This window comes from Adlercreutzia shanghongiae (assembly GCF_035830635.1).
In the GTDB taxonomy this organism is placed as follows: domain Bacteria; phylum Actinomycetota; class Coriobacteriia; order Coriobacteriales; family Eggerthellaceae; genus Adlercreutzia; species Adlercreutzia shanghongiae.
Map to the genome: position 1 here is coordinate 1 of NZ_JAYMFI010000023.1, position 14746 is coordinate 14746.

General features: G+C 63.2%; 14 protein-coding genes. 1 reads left to right on the top strand and 13 read right to left on the bottom strand.

The annotated features are described in order from the left end of the window. Positions 1-730: Fic family protein (locus VJ923_RS09925; RefSeq protein WP_326441044.1), on the top strand; the 730-nt coding region annotated here is incomplete at its 5' end. Positions 731-993: 263 nt separating this feature from the next. Here VJ923_RS09925 and VJ923_RS09930 read toward each other — a convergent pair. The 13 genes from VJ923_RS09930 to accB all read right to left on the bottom strand — a co-directional run bounded on the left by VJ923_RS09930 (position 994) and on the right by accB (position 14496). Further along, complete coding sequence (locus tag VJ923_RS09930) at positions 994-1920, bottom strand: slipin family protein (RefSeq protein WP_326441046.1); 927 nt, start codon at positions 1918-1920, stop codon at positions 994-996. Positions 1921-1974: 54 nt separating this feature from the next. After that, on the bottom strand, positions 1975-2403 hold the full coding sequence (locus tag VJ923_RS09935; RefSeq protein WP_326441048.1) for a GntR family transcriptional regulator: 429 nt from the start codon (positions 2401-2403) through the stop codon (positions 1975-1977). Positions 2404-2453: 50 nt separating this feature from the next. Next, a complete protein-coding gene (gene nrfD, locus VJ923_RS09940) occupies positions 2454-3353 on the bottom strand; it encodes an NrfD/PsrC family molybdoenzyme membrane anchor subunit (RefSeq protein WP_326441050.1) in 900 nt (299 codons plus the stop codon). Between the two features lie 21 nt (positions 3354-3374). Continuing rightward, entirely contained in the window at positions 3375-4025 is a 651-nt protein-coding gene (locus VJ923_RS09945; protein WP_326441052.1) for a TorD/DmsD family molecular chaperone, read from the bottom strand. 41 nt (positions 4026-4066) lie between these two features. Beyond that, positions 4067-4621 carry a 4Fe-4S dicluster domain-containing protein gene (locus VJ923_RS09950; RefSeq protein ID WP_326441054.1) on the bottom strand — a complete coding sequence of 185 codons (555 nt, stop codon included), beginning with the start codon at positions 4619-4621 and terminating at the stop codon, positions 4067-4069. Between the two features lie 119 nt (positions 4622-4740). Beyond that, the gene (locus VJ923_RS09955; protein WP_326441055.1) at positions 4741-5292 is read right to left on the bottom strand and encodes a 4Fe-4S dicluster domain-containing protein; all 552 of its coding nucleotides are present in this window, start codon (positions 5290-5292) and stop codon (positions 4741-4743) included. A 3-nt stretch (positions 5293-5295) separates the two neighbouring features. Next, positions 5296-7746, bottom strand: coding sequence for a molybdopterin-containing oxidoreductase family protein (locus tag VJ923_RS09960; RefSeq protein WP_326441057.1), 2451 nt, complete (start codon positions 7744-7746; stop codon positions 5296-5298). 297 nt (positions 7747-8043) lie between these two features. Next, the gene (dxs, locus tag VJ923_RS09965; protein ID WP_326441058.1) at positions 8044-9939 is read right to left on the bottom strand and encodes a 1-deoxy-D-xylulose-5-phosphate synthase; all 1896 of its coding nucleotides are present in this window, start codon (positions 9937-9939) and stop codon (positions 8044-8046) included. A gap of 11 nt (positions 9940-9950) precedes the next feature. After that, positions 9951-10325, bottom strand: a complete 375-nt coding sequence (locus tag VJ923_RS09970; protein ID WP_326441059.1) for an exodeoxyribonuclease VII small subunit — start codon at positions 10323-10325, stop codon at positions 9951-9953. Positions 10326-10329: 4 nt separating this feature from the next. Then, the gene (nusB, locus tag VJ923_RS09975; protein ID WP_326441061.1) at positions 10330-10905 is read right to left on the bottom strand and encodes a transcription antitermination factor NusB; all 576 of its coding nucleotides are present in this window, start codon (positions 10903-10905) and stop codon (positions 10330-10332) included. Between the two features lie 12 nt (positions 10906-10917). After that, positions 10918-11268: an Asp23/Gls24 family envelope stress response protein gene (locus VJ923_RS09980; protein ID WP_326441062.1), complete on the bottom strand. Its 351-nt coding sequence runs from the start codon at positions 11266-11268 to the stop codon at positions 10918-10920. After that, positions 11265-12617 (bottom strand): acetyl-CoA carboxylase biotin carboxylase subunit, encoded by a 1353-nt coding sequence (gene accC / locus VJ923_RS09985; RefSeq protein ID WP_326441065.1) that lies wholly within the window; start codon positions 12615-12617, stop codon positions 11265-11267. Before accC ends, VJ923_RS09980 begins: the two co-directional genes overlap by 4 nt. Position 12618: 1 nt before the next feature. Next, positions 12619-14496, bottom strand: a complete 1878-nt coding sequence (gene accB, locus VJ923_RS09990; protein ID WP_326441067.1) for an acetyl-CoA carboxylase biotin carboxyl carrier protein — start codon at positions 14494-14496, stop codon at positions 12619-12621. Positions 14497-14746: the final 250 nt, after the last annotated feature.

The following is a 14746-nucleotide window of genomic DNA, read 5'->3' on the forward strand; positions in this document are numbered from 1 at the left end:
CCTCCACCAGGCTATCGTCTGCGGCACCGACCTTTCCGAGAGCGCGGGCCGCGCAGCGGCCGCAGCACCGCCAAGCTCGATGCCCGAGGCCTTCGTCCAATGCGAGGTCAGCTTCGAGGAACTCGCTCGAGTGGCCGGCCGGGAGGGTCAGTGGGGCGTCCATCCGCTCCCCGGCATCATCATGAACGCGGGCATACTCTGGAACAGCAAGACCATAGGTCCCGCGAACGCGTTTCTGGAAGTCGCCTTGCGCCGGCGAGCCCTCAAGCGCATCGGGCTTCCCGTGCTCGCCTGCGTGCCGCTCTCCTCGCTGCGCCTGTCCTGGGAACGGGGAAGCGCCCCCGAGCTTTTGGAGCCCTTCCGCTACGGCGAGGCCTTCCTCGTCAGCGAATTCGGCCTCGATTGCACTCCCTACCTCATCCAGATGCTCGCCATGATGGAACACTATGTCGACAAGCTGGAAGGAGAAGTCCGCGCCATTGCAGCAGCCGACGCCGCTCGTCGCGAGGCCGTAAGCCGCGATGCGCGTCTGTCCCATCGCCAGAAGGATCTGCTGAGCACCCTCATCGCCGACCCGGACGCGCGCGTGGACGTGGGCGCCTACAGGGAGCGCTTCGACTGCGCCGTCTCCACCGCCCGCGACGACCTGAACCGTCTCGTCGACCTGCGCTACTGCTCGACGGCCTACCAGGGAAAGAAGCAGGTATTCTGGCTGAACGAGATGTCCTGAGGGCGCGCCCCGCGGACTATCGGGGGCCATCGAGAGCTATCGGGGGTTTCCGAGGTCGCTTCCGAAAATCTGCGTTCTCCACTGTCGATAGCCCGCACAGTCTAAGTTCGATGGCTAGCGGATGGCCCAACGGGCTAGCAGGCAAGCCCAGAATTCCCGAGCTGCTCCCGCACGCAGGCGGCGATGCCCTCGGCTTAGGCTACAGTCTCGGCGATGGAAGCTACGGATCGAACCTCCCTTGCCGGACCCCCAAGATCGCCTCACTAGGGCTTCAGGAATCCCTCAATGTTGTTGAAGGCCTCCCCGAAAGCCGAGGGCGCAATGACAAGGCCGCCCTTTTCCTTCACCGATTCATAGATGAGGTTCATGGTACGCAGCTGCATGGCCTTGTCATTTTGGTCGTACACAGCAGCAGCATCCACGAACATCTCCGAGATGTCCTTCTCAATCTCGGCTAGCAAAAGCCGGGCGTTGCGCTCGCGCTCGGCCTGAGCCTCGCGGGACATGGCATCCTGCAGCTCCTTGGGGATGGCGATGTCGCGTATCTCCACGGAGACCACCGTGATGCCCCAGCTGCGGGTCTTCTCGTCCAGTATCTCCTTGATCTCGCAGTCGAGCTGCTCGCGGCGCGTGGCCACCTCGGCGAGGTTGATGCGGCCGATGGCATCGCGCAGGGCCGTCTGGGCCGCCCACCATATGGCGGATGCGTAGTCCTCCACCTCCACGCAGGCATCTTTCGGATTCCACACGAGCCAGAACAGCACGGCATCGATGTCCAGCGGCACAAGGTCGGCGGTCAGGGCCTCCTCGGCTGTAAATGGCGTCGTGATAATGCGCTGGTCCACGTGGGCAGCCGCGTGCTCTACGATAGGAATGAGAAAGTACAGGCCGGGTCCGGCGATGCGATGGAACTTGCCCAGGCGCAGCACGACCACGCGCTCCCATTGCGGCGCGATGCGGATGCTACAGGCGAGCAGAAAGCCCACAGCCATGGCGGCCACGATGAGCGGCACGGACATGTTCTCCCAGAACAACGCCATAACGACAGCGAACCCGATGAGGAACACCGCGATGGAGAACAAGTACACACCGTTGCGCGAGGTCTTAGTGCCCCGCGAGGGAGGTGCGGCCGCGATGGGCTTACGGCCATTGGCGGCCTTTTCCTCGATTTTCCGATTCTTGTTGCGCATGATCGATCCCCTTCCCCCTTGCCGCCTGCAAAAGCGGCCTTCGGGACAGGCCCTCTATCGGGACTCCTCAAGTCTGACTATCTGGTCGCGCACCAGGCTCACAATGTCGTCGGGCTCCATGCCGCGGGACAGAGCGTTTTGCACGAAGTCCATGGCCAAAGCCTCCATCTCCCCATCGTCGGCGGAGTAGTCGACCCGGCTCACATCGGCCACGAACGACCCGCGGCCGCGCTTCGTGAAAATGAAGCCGTCGCGCTCGAGGTCCTGGTACACCTTGTTGATCGTGTTGTAGTTCACGCCCAACCGCACGGATAGCTCGCGCACGGAGGGAAGCCGCTCGTCGCAGGCGTACTTCCCGGAGGTGATGAGGTAGACGAGGCGTTTGCGAATCTGCATCCAAATGGGCACGCCGGAACGCTCGTCCACCTGAAACGAGCCGAGGGCGTCGCTGGGCACATCTTTTTCATAGGCGTCTTGGATCATAATAATCTTTATGGTATCACGGATGGCCTCCGCCCGAAGCGCTGCGCTGCTCATCCCCAGAAAGTCACCGCCCCTCCGGTCACAACGGAGAACCGCACGGCGGCCAGCAGGAATGCGTAGCGAAGGCACAGGCCGCCCACGATAGCCGCCGCGGCTCCTACCACATAGGACAAAGAGTGCGGTCGCCTTGCGCACCACAACTCTGTGGCAGCCGGTACGACAATCCCAGCCCCCACGACTCCGAGCCAGAACAGCCCCGCCCAGCATCCCACTACCAACGATTCCGCCGAAAGGCGTTCTGGATAGCTCGTAAGCGCCCACAGCAGCAGAACCGCCAGAGTGATCGCCTTGAGCGCAATCACCACCCCGTCGACCCGCAGGCATACGGAAACACCTGGCGCCACATCTTCCCCGTCACGTGTCACGAAGCCGAAGACGAGCAGCATTCCCATGCCTGTCGACAGCGCCGACAGCGTGAAGATGACCGGCACCAGCGTGTTGTTCAGAAAGGGAACCGTCGGAAAGGCAGAGAGGTACACACCCGAGTACAGGATGACAAATACGGCGAACAACGTCGCCAGCACCTGCAGTGCGAACTCGATCCGTCGCATCACCGGCGTCTCCAGGAGACCACCGACGAGCAACGCGAGCGCCGAGCAGCCAACGAAAGCGACAATAGCCCAAGAGCCCAGGGTGAGCAGGCTCGTCGAAGGCGTAAAGAACACCTGGAAGGATCGCTCGGGGTAGCCCAGGTCAGCCAACAGGAAAACAAGCCCTAACCCCACCGTGGCGGGGCCAAGGTACATGCCCCCGTCGGTGACCGTCGCTGCCGCCTCCAGCCATGCGGGAGTCCATCGCCGCAGCGATAGGTCTACCACGGCGCTGACGAAGAAGGCTCCGGCCCCCATGCCCGCCAGGAACAGATACCAGGCTATGAACGAATTGACCATGGCGCCGCGCCCCGTCGTAGCTTATCGCGATGGAGCCAAGTCGTCGGCTTCGGCCTCCACGAAGTCGCGCATCAGCGCCGCGAGACCGCGGTAAAAGCCCGTTACCGCCCGATTTTCTACGTCTTGGGCGAGGGAGGGCACCCAGGACGCAAGATGATCAGCGATAAACGACTCCTGCACCGCGGCCAAGCGCTCCGCCTCGGCGCCATTGCCGCTATCGAGAGCGGCCATGGCATTGCGGATCAAGCCGGCCATGAAGCCAAACTCGAACGCGATGTGGTCTTCCGGCAAATGTATGTTTTCGTCCACGGAGAATCCTTCGCGACGGTAGAAGGCCACCGCCTCGTCGCGAGCCTCTTGCATCATGAGCCCTGTCGGACTCGTGTACACCGACTCATAGGGAGCCACCGGACGTCGGCTCATGCCGAGGAAGATGCGAGCGTACTCGGCGGCCAGATCGATGCGCACCGCTTCCAAAGCCGCATCGTCGGCATCGGCCAGTGAGGCGATGAAAGTGCCGAGCTCTCCGTCGAGCGCAGGCCCTTGCTCCCGCAGCGAGCGCAAAAAGGCCAGCGGAAGCTCCTCGCCAAAGGCGATGCTGAGGAACTCGTAGATCGCCGCACGCTGCCCCATAATCTCACGCGTCTGGGCCACCGTCAGTTTCTCTTCCATGATCACTCCTTGCGAACACGGGCCTTGCAGCCCGACGTACCTTAGCTCTCGGATATCGGCTTCACGCGATGAGCGACGAACACCGAAGGGGCCGTCTCCCCCTCCAGGCGCGCGGCGCCCTTGGCCCGGGCCAGTGCTTCCATCTCGGACAGGGGACCGAAGTGCAACGCCCGCGTGGGACAAGTGAGCACGCAGCGCGGATCTTCATCGGAGGGGCGTCCGAGACTCAGGCAGCCGTCGCACTTGTCCATGGTCTTGTCCTCCCGATAACGGGGGACATCGAAAGGGCAGCCCAGAGCACAGCTGCGACACCCGATACAGCGCGAGACGTCACCGACGACCAACCCGTCCTCGTCGCGTTTGGAAAGAGCCCCCACAGGGCATACCGCGACGCAGGCGGGATTTTCGCAGTGCATGCAGGAAAGGGAGGTGAACCGGCGCGTCACCGAAGGAAACGCCCCCTCCACGGTGTCGAACACGGTGCGGCGCAGCCAGGTGCCGGCCTTCAGGCCGTGCCACTGCTGACAGGCGACCTCGCAGGAAAAGCACTTCACGCAGCGCGTTCCATCGACGAAGAAACCGTATTGCACAGCCATCCTCCTCCCCTGGCTTTCATCCGCCCATCTGGACGGCCCCATATTGCCGCGGGACCAGAGCAGCGCCCCAGCCCCGCGCAGCTTAACCTCACTCGGGCAATCGCAGCCTTGGCAAATTCCTAATGCTGTCGCCGGGCGACGAACACCGACGGGGTCGTCTCGCCCTCCAGGCGCGCGCCGCCCTTCTCGTCCGCCATGGCCTCCATATCGGTCAGCTTACCGAAATGCAGCGCCTTGGTGGGACAGGTATTCACGCAGCGGGGCGTTTCATCGGCGGCCCGGCCCAAGCTCAGGCAGCCGTCGCACTTGTCCATGAGAAAGCCGCCGCCCTCGATCTCCAAATACTCGGGCACATCGAAGGGACAGGCCGTGCCGCAGGTCTTGCAACCGATGCACTTCGTCTTGTCCTGCACCACCAGGCCATCCTCCTCCCGCTTGCAAAGAGCGCCCTGGGGGCAGATTTCTACGCAGGCGGGGTTCTCGCAGTGCATGCACGAGAGCGAAGTGAATGCGCGCTTCACGTTTGGGAAGGCGCCCTCTACCTCTTCGCGCACCTCGCGACGGTGCACCGTGGCCGCCTTGATCTCGTGCCACTGCTGGCAGGCCACCTCGCAGGCCCAGCATTTCACGCAGCGAGAGGAATCGACGAAAAATCCGTACTGCTCAGCCATAATTTACCCCTCCCACTTGCTGATCTTGACGAGCGTCTGCTTGGCCATCGCGGAATGAAAGCCGTCAAAGTTCTCGATAGTAGCGTCATACAAGTTGTTAACCTCGGAACCACCGTCGAAGCATTCGTAGCCGGGCTCGCCCAGCTCCTCGCAGTCCTGCCACCAGCCGCGCTTGCCCATGACGACCTCAGGCGAGATGCCCTCGAAGTACTCGGCCACCATCTTCACCCAACCGTGCGGCGACTCGATCTTCATCCAGTCACCATCCTCGATGCCGTACTGCTGGGCCGTGGCTGGGTTGATCTTCACCCAAGGCAAGCGATTGCGTTCGCGCATATAGGGCAAATTGCCGAAATAGCTGTGGACGCTCAAGCGGTGAGCATGTACGTCTGTGAAGATGAGTGGGTACTCCTTGGCAATCTCAGGAGTTTCAGCGATGCCCTCTGGAGGCCCAGAGTATTCGGGGAGAAAGCCGAGCGTACCGTCTTCGCGATTGTTGGGCATCCCTCCGATAATCTCGTTGTAGCACTGCACCTTACCGTTGGGCAGCTTCTCAAACAGCTCTTCATAGTTCTGATATGTAGGCTCCATCGGCTTGGCGCCATCGGTTCGTTCTACGAAAACATAGCCCTTTTCTCGCAGCTCCTCCAAGGTGAATCCAGTTGGCTCCAACTGCGCCCGCAGAAGCTCGTCCAAATCCCCATTCCAGAAATCTTCACCAAAACCTAACTTCACAGCTAGATCGAGGTATATCCTCCAATCGGAGCGAGACTCACCGAGCGGCTCAGCAATCTGCTGCTCGATGCCAATGAACGTGCCCTCCGGCATATTGCGCGAGCCGATCTGACAGCTGTCTTCATAACGAGTGCAGGCGGGCAGAACGTAGTCTGCATAATCGCAAGAGGGATTCCAGGCCGTATCCATAACGAAGTAGAAATCGAGCTTCTTCAGTGCCTCAGCCACCAGCTTGGGCTGACGGGTCTGAGACAACGGATTAGTGCCGTGGGCAAATACGGCGCGCAGAGGGAAGGGTTTGCCAGTGAGTACGCTCTGAATGCCCCGATTGGCCGCCGAGGTGGGATCCACGAAAAATTTAGTATACGCCCAAGTCTCAGGGTTCTGCCACCAGCGAGGAAATTCAGGGGCCACAAGCTTGGAACGGCTTGGAGCCAAGCCAGCTGCCGTGTCCTCGTCACAGGCGGGAAGCCTGTCGGACAACGTGGGGATTTTGTTGATCTTGCTACAGTCGAACAGCTCCTCGGGCATTTTCATGCCTGCGCCGCCACCACCCGGGACATCAAGGTTGCCCGTGATAGCGGCGATGAGGTTAATGCAAATGCATGTCCAGTTGCCGTCATTGGACTGGTCGCCGGCACTATTGCCATACATGATACCCATGGGTTTGATAGTACCCATCATGCGAGCAACCTCAGTGATCTTCTCTTCAGAGATACCCGTGATGGGAGCGGCCCAAGAGGGCGGGAACTGCTTCACATGTTCGGCCAACTTATCGAAACCGTTACACCAGTTCTCGCAGAAGTCGTGGTCGTAGAGATCCTCTTCTATGAGCACATTCAGGATCGACAAGGCGAGCGCGCCATCAGTGCCAGGGCGTACAGGGACCCACACGCTAGCATGGGTAGCCAGAGGGTCAAGCATCGGACGGATGTCGATGAACTGCAGGCCATTATCCATGGCCTCAAAGCGACGATAGGGGTTCGCCTTATCCACATTGTTGTTCATATCGGCGTTCTCGCCATTTACGCCCCAGTTTACCAGCAGTTTCGTCTTGTTGAGCTGATAGGGATAGGTGTCAGCCTTCGTGCCAATAGACAGCTCACGACTAGAAGTAATCTGTGTCTGACAAATGGCACTATGCATGTAGTTCGGAGATCCGAACACATTCAAGAAACGACGCCCTAGCTGCATGACAAATTTGCATTCCTGGGGTGACCACAGAGCAAGTGCCTCGGGGCCGTGCTGATCCTTGATCTCCTGTAGCTTTGCAGCGATTCCCTCGATAGCCTCCTCCCAGGTGCATCGCTCGAACTTGCCCTCGCCCTTTTCTCCAGTGCGGCGCATCGGGTATTCAATACGCGCGGGGTTATACAGAGTCTGCATGGCGGAGTTGCCCTTAGCGCACAGACTTTTGCAGCCGTAGCCCCAGTTGTTGCCGGCTACCGGATTGCCCTCAACATGAACCCAGCGACCCTCCGGATTGAGATAGCACAGGGTAGAACACAGAGTCTTGGCCGGGCCGCACATATAGCACCAGGAATGCTTGACCTCGTATTCGTCCAGATTAATCGCCTCGATCTCGGGCGCCTCCCCCGTGTCGGCGAGATCTTCGCTTTTGTCCTCGCTCACTTTCGGGGAGCACCCGCTGAGCGCAGCCAACGCACCGAGCGCCGCAGCTCCTTCGAAGAACCGACGTCTTGTCAGACTTTGACTCATCTCTCCTCCTTAATGACGTTAGCCGCCGAGAGCAAGATGAATTGCCCGGAATCGCGAAACGTTGCTGTGCACGGCAACCGACAGTCCCGAACGAAGCCTCTCCCCCTCGGCCGATACTGATTCGGCCGTATCATCATAGCCGCATAGTAACATAGTTAACTATGACACTCAATCTTTTTGTTTATCCTATTTCTAGGATATTGGAGAAGAGCATGAGGCGAAGGCCCAAGGAGGTCCTGAGCGATCTCAGAATTGCTTCAGCCTTGAAATGCGAGACTCCGACAACCCACGCCGGAGCTAACGAGCGGAACTCGGATTCCCCAGCCGTTCCCGCACAGTGGCAGCGATGCCCTCGGCGTCCAGGCCGAGGTCGGCGAAGAGCTGGCTCACGGGGCCCTGGCCCACGAAATGGTCGGGAATGCCCAGGGTGACGGCGGGAACAGTCGCGCCCTGGCGCGCCAGCACTTCCAGCACGCCCTCGCCGGCGCCGCCGGCAACCACACCCTCCTCAACGGTGACCACGAGCGGCGTCTCGGCCGCCGCGGCAATGGCCTCCTCGTCGAGCGGTTTCACCCAGCGCATGTCCACCACGCGGCATTCGATGCCGTCGGCGGCCAGCAGCTCGGCGGCCGCACGGGCCTGCCCCACCATGCGACCGAAGGCGAGCAGGGCCGCATCGGCACCCTCGCGCACCACGCGCGCCTTCCCCACTTCCAGAAGCTCGGGGGCGTCGGGCAAAGGCGCGCCCTCGGCCTCGCCGCGCGGGTAGCGCAGCGACACAGGGCCGGGCAGCGCGAGCGCCGTGTGCAGGGCGTGCACAAGCTCGGCCTCGTCGGAGGGGGCGAGCACCTTCACGTTCGGCACCATGCGCGTGTACACCATGTCGAACACGCCGTGGTGCGTGGGGCCGTCGTCGCCCACCAGGCCCGCGCGGTCGAAGGCGAGCACGACGTTGGCCTCGGGCAGGGCGCAGTCGATGATGAGCTGGTCCACCGCTCGCTGCATGAAGGTGGAGTACAGGGCCGCCACCGGCTTCTTGCCGCCTGCGGCGAGGCCGGCCACCATGCCCACGGCCTGCTCCTCGGCGATGCCCACGTCCACGAAGCGGTCGGGGAACTCGGCGGCGAAGGTCTTGAGCCCCGTGCCGCCGGTCATGGCGGCCGTGATAGCCACCACGTCGGCGTCATGCGCCGCCTCGTCGGCCATGGCCGCGCCGAAGACCTCGGTGTACGTGGGGCGCTTTGCCGGCTTCTTCACCGCCTTGCCCGTGGCAATATCGTAGGGCCCCGTGCCGTGGAACGCTTCGGGATCGCGGCGGGCGGGCTCGTAGCCCTCCCCTTTCCGCGTGACCACGTGCACGAGCGCGGGCCCGTCCATTTCCAGCACGAGGGAGAGGATATCGCGCAGCTCGGCAATGTTGTGGCCTTCGATGGGCGCGGTGCACACGATGCCGAGCGACTCGTAGATCATAGTGTGCGGAATCACCATCTGCTTGAGGGATTCCTTCATGTTCTTGCCGAATCCCAGAAGGCCGCGGGCCGCGGGGCCGCCCTGCTCCATGGCCGCCTGCAGCCCCTCGCGCGCCTCGCGGTAGTGGCTGTTGGCGCGGATGTTGCCCAGATGTTTCATGAGCGCGCCCACGTTGCGCGAGATGGACATCTCGTTGTCGTTCAGAATGACGACGAGCGGCAGCTGCTCGTTGCCCATGTAGTTGAGCGCCTCGAAGGCCATGCCGCCGGCCAGCGACGCGTCGCCGATGAGCGCCACTACCTTCTCGTTCGTGCCCTTCAGCTGGCGCGCCTTCGCCAGACCCGTCGCGATGGAGAGCGAGTCGGAGGCATGCCCCGAGTAGTGCACGTCGTAGGGGCTCTCGTGGGGTTTGGTGAAGCCCGAGATGCCGCCGTAGGTGCGCAGCGTCTTGAACGCCTCGCGCCGGCCGGTGATGAGCTTATGGGCGTAGGCCTGGTGCCCCACGTCGAACACCACGCGGTCGCGCGGCATGTCGAGCAGGCTCTCCAGGGCCACGATGATGTCAACCGCGCCGAGCGAGGAGGCCACGTGCCCCCCGGTGACCGAGGTGGTGGCGACGATCTCCTGGCGAATCTCGCGGGCGAGAATGGCGAGCTCCTCGTTGGTGAGGACCTTCAAATCGGCCGGAGAGGTGATAGCGTCGAGAATGCGCGGGGTATCCATAGGCGATTCCTTTAAGCCTCGCTGGACGGTTCGGCAAAAGGGACCTCCGCTGCTGCGGAGGGATGACTGAAGCCGCCCCCTGCAGGAGCGGTTCCGGCACCGCCCGTCACGTCGGATTCATTTCCGGCATCAGGGGTCTGCGCGTCAGCCTCCTCTTCCGTCGGGGCGGCGACCCCGCTGGCCTCCTCAGCTTCGGGCTCTTCGGCGGCCATGAACGCATCAAGGTCCTGCTCGGACAAATCGCAGGCGGAAAGACCGAGTTTCACGGCCTCCTCGTAGAGCTTGAGCGCGTCATCCAGCGAGATGTCCGCATCGGATACGGCGTCCACGATTTCAGCGAGGCGCCCGTGCACGTCTTCGAACGTGCGGCCCTGCTCGTCGGCCATGAGGCTACACCCCCACCTGCACGCAGGCCGCGGCGCCCGAGGCGCCCACAACGGCAGGGATGAGGCCGCCGGCCAGCTCGGCGTCGGCGTCACCGCAGCCAAGGGCCGCCTCGCCATCCATGGAGCGGGCGATGCGACCGAGCACGCCGTTGACGAAACGGGGCGAGTCGTCTTCTCCGCCAAAGCCCTTGGCCAGCTCCACCGCCTCGTTGATGGAAACCGATACCGGCACATCCTCGCAGTGCAGCATCTCGAAAACGGCCAGGCGCAGAATGGAGCGGTCCACTATGGGCATGCGGGAAAGCGCCCAGTTCTCGGACGCCGCTTCCACGCGCTCGTCCACCTCGGACTGGTTCGCCTCAACGCCGCGAATGAGCGTGAGGGCGTAGTCGGTGAGCGAGCCCTCTTCGATGCGCCCGAACTCGGAGGCCTCCGGCTCGCTCGAGGCCGGGGCCTCGCGAGCCACTAGGCACAATCCGCAATCGAGCAGCTCACTGGGAGCCTTCCCCGTCAGCTCGCTTGTGTACAGCACCTGCACCGCGCTGATGCGGTCGCGGGTGCGCTCGTGGGTTCTTGCCATAAGGTGCGCCACCTAGGCCTTGAACTGGAGGCCGTCGATGTACACGTCCACCGCCGACACCTCGACGCCGGCCTGGGTGGCCAACGACTCGGCGATGGCGGCGCGCAGCTGGGCAGCCAGCTCGGGCAGCACGTAGCCGTAGTAGACTTCCACATGCACGGCCACATGCAGCTTGCCGCCCTCGTCCATCTTGGTCTCGATACCGGAGGTAGAGGGCTTGTTCGCCAGCATGGAGCGAATGCCGCTTGTGGCAAAAGAGCCGAGCGAAGCCACGCCGTCCACGTCGCTGGCGGCCACAGAGATGATGGTCTCCATGACGCCCGGGGCAATAGAGAGGCCCTCAACGTTCATCTGATCGGTCATAGTACGTCTCCCATCTGGGTTTCGATGAAGTCGGTTGTCGCATCACCGGCCAAGAATACCTCGTTGTCGAGCACGCGCTTGTGGAACGGGATAGTTGTTGCAATTCCTTCAATAACGAACTCGTCCAGGGCACGTCGGGCGCGAGCCACGGCCTCGGCGCGGTCTTGGCCGTGCACGACGACCTTGGCCACGAGCGAGTCGTAGTAGGGCGAGATGCGCGAACCGGGGCGCAAATAGGTCTCTACGCGCACCCCGGGGCCCGCCGGGGGCTCGAAGCGCGTCACCGTGCCCGGGCAGGGACGGAAGCCGTGGGCCGGGTCCTCGGCGTTGATGCGCAGCTCGATGGCATGGCCGGCCGGGGTGAACGGCGCGCGACCCGCGCAGCTCATGGGCTCGCCGGCGGCGATGCGCAGCTGCTCTTTGATGATATCGGTGCCGGTGACCTCCTCGGTGACGGGATGCTCCACCTGCACGCGGGTGTTCATTTCCATGAAGTAGAACTGGCCGCGCTCGTCCAGCAGAAACTCGATGGTGCCGGCGTTGCGGTAGTCCACGGCACGCACGGCCTTCAGGGCCGCCTTCATCATGTCGCGGCGCAGGTTCTCGGAAAGCGCCGGCGAGGGAGCCTCCTCCAGAAGCTTCTGATGGCGGCGCTGGATGGAGCAGTCGCGCTCGCAAAGAGCCACGGCGTTGCCGTGGTCGTCAGCGAGCACCTGCACCTCCACGTGGCGGGGGCGCAGCACGAGTTTCTCCAGGTACACGCCATCATTGCCGAAGGCGGCGCCCGCCTCGGTGCGTGCGGCCTTGTACTGGGCCTCCAAATCCGCCGGGTCGTGCACCTCGCGCATGCCCTTGCCGCCGCCGCCGGCCGTCGCCTTGATGAGCACCGGGTAGCCCACCTTCTCGGCGAAGGCACGGGCCTCCTCCACGGTATCGAGGCAGCCATCGGAGCCGGGCACCGTGGGCACGCCGCACATCTTCATGGTCTCGCGGGCGCTCGACTTGTCGCCCATGCGGTCGATGCACTCGGGGGCCGGGCCGATGAACACCAGGTCGTTCTCGGCGCAGGCGCGGGCGAAATCGGCGTTCTCGGCAAGGAAGCCGTAGCCGGGGTGAATCGCCTCGGCGCCGGTGTTCTTCGCCGCCGCGATGATAGAGGGCATGACCAGATAGCTCTTATTCGACTGAGCCGGCCCGATGCAGACGGCCTCGTCGGCGTAGTGCACCGGATAGGTGTCCGCATCCTCGGTGGAGTACACGGCCACGGTCTTCACGCCCAGCTCGCGGGCGGCGCGCATGATGCGCAGGGCCACTTCGCCGCGGTTGGCAACTAGGATTTTCTCGAACATGCTAGTTCTCCGAGGTGCCCGGAGCCGGATCGTGGGGCTCCACGTAGAAGAGCACCGTGCCGTACTCGACTGGCGTGGCGTCGGACAGGCACACCTCGCGCACCGTGCCCATCTCCTCGGCGGCGATCTCGTTCATGAGCTTCATGGCCTCGACGATGCACAGCGTCTCGCCGGCGGCCACCTCGTCGCCCACCTTCACGAACGGCGGCTCTCCCGGGGCCGGGGCCTCGTAGTAGGTGCCCACCATGGGGGCCACAACCGGCTTCCAGTTGGCCGGACGGTCGCTGGCCGGCGCCTCGGCGGCCGGCGCAGGGGCGGCGGGGGCAGGGGTGGCCTGAGCCTGCGGGGCAGCCGGCGCAGCGGCGGGAGCGCCCTGACCCGGCATACGCACGGCGATGCGCACGCCCTCTTCTTCTACGACGATCTCTCCCACGCCGCTCTCCTCGGCGACGCGAACCAGCTCGCGAATCTGATTGATGTCCACGTAATCGTCCTCCTTGGTGGCGCTGGATTCCTGCTCCAGCATGAAATCGACTTTCTCAGATACCCTGTGCTTGCTCAAATAGGTGCGGGCCTCGTTCGGGAACAGGGCGTACATGAGCACGTCCTCTTCGCTTTGGGCCAAATCCCCGATCTCGGCGGCGCACTCGTCGTAGGTCGTCGTAACGAGCGTGCCCGGCGCGATGCTCGGATCCAAAATCTCGGAATCGCCGGCGACCTTCGCCACGATCTCCTTGTCCATGTGGCCCGGCGCCTTGCCGTAGTAGCCGCAGACGTAGTCCTTCATCTCCTTGGAGATGACGCTCCAGCGCTTGCCGGTGAGCACGTTGAACACCGCCTGGGTGCCCACGATCTGGGACATGGGGGTCACCAGCGGCGGATAGCCCACTTCAGCGCGCACCTTCGGAATCTCCGCCATAACCTCGGGCAGGCGGTCGACGGCCTTCTGCACCTCCAGCTGGCTGACGAGGTTGCTCATCATGCCGCCGGGCACTTGGTGAGAGTAAACCTGCATGTGCATGAGGGACGACACGCCGCGCTTGTAGTGACCGCGCTTGCGCATCTCCTCCCAGTACTCGGAGATCTCGAACAGCAGATCCAGATCGAGGTCGGTGTCGTAGCGGCTCTCCTTCAGAGCGGCCACGATCATCTCGACGGCCGGATGCGAGTTGCCGAAGGCCAGCGGCGCATGGGCGGTATCGGCAATGGCCACGCCGGCTTCGGCGGCCTTCAGAATGTTGGCCGGAGCCATGCCGCCGACATAGTGGCAGTGGATGTGCACGGGCAGGCCGATTTCCTCGTTGAACGCCTTCACCATGCGCTCGGCGCGGTAGGGCGTGAGCATGCCGGCCATGTCCTTGATGGCGATGGTGTCGGCGCCCAAATCCTTCAGCTGCTGGCCGTATTCCAGGTAGGAGTCCAGCGTGTGCACCGGCGAGATGGTGTAGGAGATGGCGCCCTCGAACAGGCCACCGCATTCCTTGATGGCCTCAGCGTTGTCCACCACGTTGCGGATGTCGTTCAGCGCGTCGAAAACGCGGAACACCTCGATGCCGTTGCGGTGCGCCGCGTGAATGAAGCGGTGCACGATTTCCTTGGAGTAGTGCTTATAGCCGACGAGGTTCTGCCCGCGGGAGAGCATGGCAAGCGGCGTGTTGGGCGTGTTCGCCTTGATCGCGCGCAAACGCTCCCAGGGGTTCTCATCCAGAAAGCGTAGGCAGGAGTCGAACGTCGCGCCTCCCCACGCCTCGATAGCCCAGTAGCCCACGCGGTCCATCTTCGGCAGAATCGGCAGCATATCGCCGATCTGCATACGGGTGGCCCAGAGGCTCTGCTGGCCGTCACGGATGGTCGTGTCCATGATCTGAAGCCGTGGCATGAACTCACACCTCCTTATACACAGGTTAGTCAAAGATCAAGGGTTGGATTATAGGGGACACCTACCACGGTGCGGGCCGCGATGTCGCGATTTGCCGACAACGAACATCAACGAAGCGGCGGGAGGAGGCTGCGAGAAGAAAGGGATCGCCAAACGACGAGGGCGGCCCAGCCAGCCAGCTGAGGGAGCCAACGACAGACGGCCGGCCAAGGGGGCCGACGGCAAGCGACCCGCTGAGGCTGTCGGCCGG

What these genes read in the sequence shown, in the direction of transcription:
- VJ923_RS09960 (WP_326441057.1), bottom strand. Translation starts at nt 7,746, where the DNA reads ATGAGTCAAAGTCTGACAAGACGTCGGTTCTTCGAAGGAGCTGCGGCG.
- accB (WP_326441067.1), bottom strand. Translation starts at nt 14,496, where the DNA reads ATGCCACGGCTTCAGATCATGGACACGACCATCCGTGACGGCCAGCAG.
- VJ923_RS09970 (WP_326441059.1), bottom strand. Translation starts at nt 10,325, where the DNA reads ATGGCCGACGAGCAGGGCCGCACGTTCGAAGACGTGCACGGGCGCCTC.
- accC (WP_326441065.1), bottom strand. Translation starts at nt 12,617, where the DNA reads ATGTTCGAGAAAATCCTAGTTGCCAACCGCGGCGAAGTGGCCCTGCGC.
- VJ923_RS09950 (WP_326441054.1), bottom strand. Translation starts at nt 4,621, where the DNA reads ATGGCTGTGCAATACGGTTTCTTCGTCGATGGAACGCGCTGCGTGAAG.
- dxs (WP_326441058.1), bottom strand. Translation starts at nt 9,939, where the DNA reads ATGGATACCCCGCGCATTCTCGACGCTATCACCTCTCCGGCCGATTTG.
- nusB (WP_326441061.1), bottom strand. Translation starts at nt 10,905, where the DNA reads ATGGCAAGAACCCACGAGCGCACCCGCGACCGCATCAGCGCGGTGCAG.
- VJ923_RS09935 (WP_326441048.1), bottom strand. Translation starts at nt 2,403, where the DNA reads ATGATCCAAGACGCCTATGAAAAAGATGTGCCCAGCGACGCCCTCGGC.
- VJ923_RS09955 (WP_326441055.1), bottom strand. Translation starts at nt 5,292, where the DNA reads ATGGCTGAGCAGTACGGATTTTTCGTCGATTCCTCTCGCTGCGTGAAA.
- nrfD (WP_326441050.1), bottom strand. Translation starts at nt 3,353, where the DNA reads ATGGTCAATTCGTTCATAGCCTGGTATCTGTTCCTGGCGGGCATGGGG.
- VJ923_RS09980 (WP_326441062.1), bottom strand. Translation starts at nt 11,268, where the DNA reads ATGACCGATCAGATGAACGTTGAGGGCCTCTCTATTGCCCCGGGCGTC.
- VJ923_RS09930 (WP_326441046.1), bottom strand. Translation starts at nt 1,920, where the DNA reads ATGCGCAACAAGAATCGGAAAATCGAGGAAAAGGCCGCCAATGGCCGT.
- VJ923_RS09945 (WP_326441052.1), bottom strand. Translation starts at nt 4,025, where the DNA reads ATGGAAGAGAAACTGACGGTGGCCCAGACGCGTGAGATTATGGGGCAG.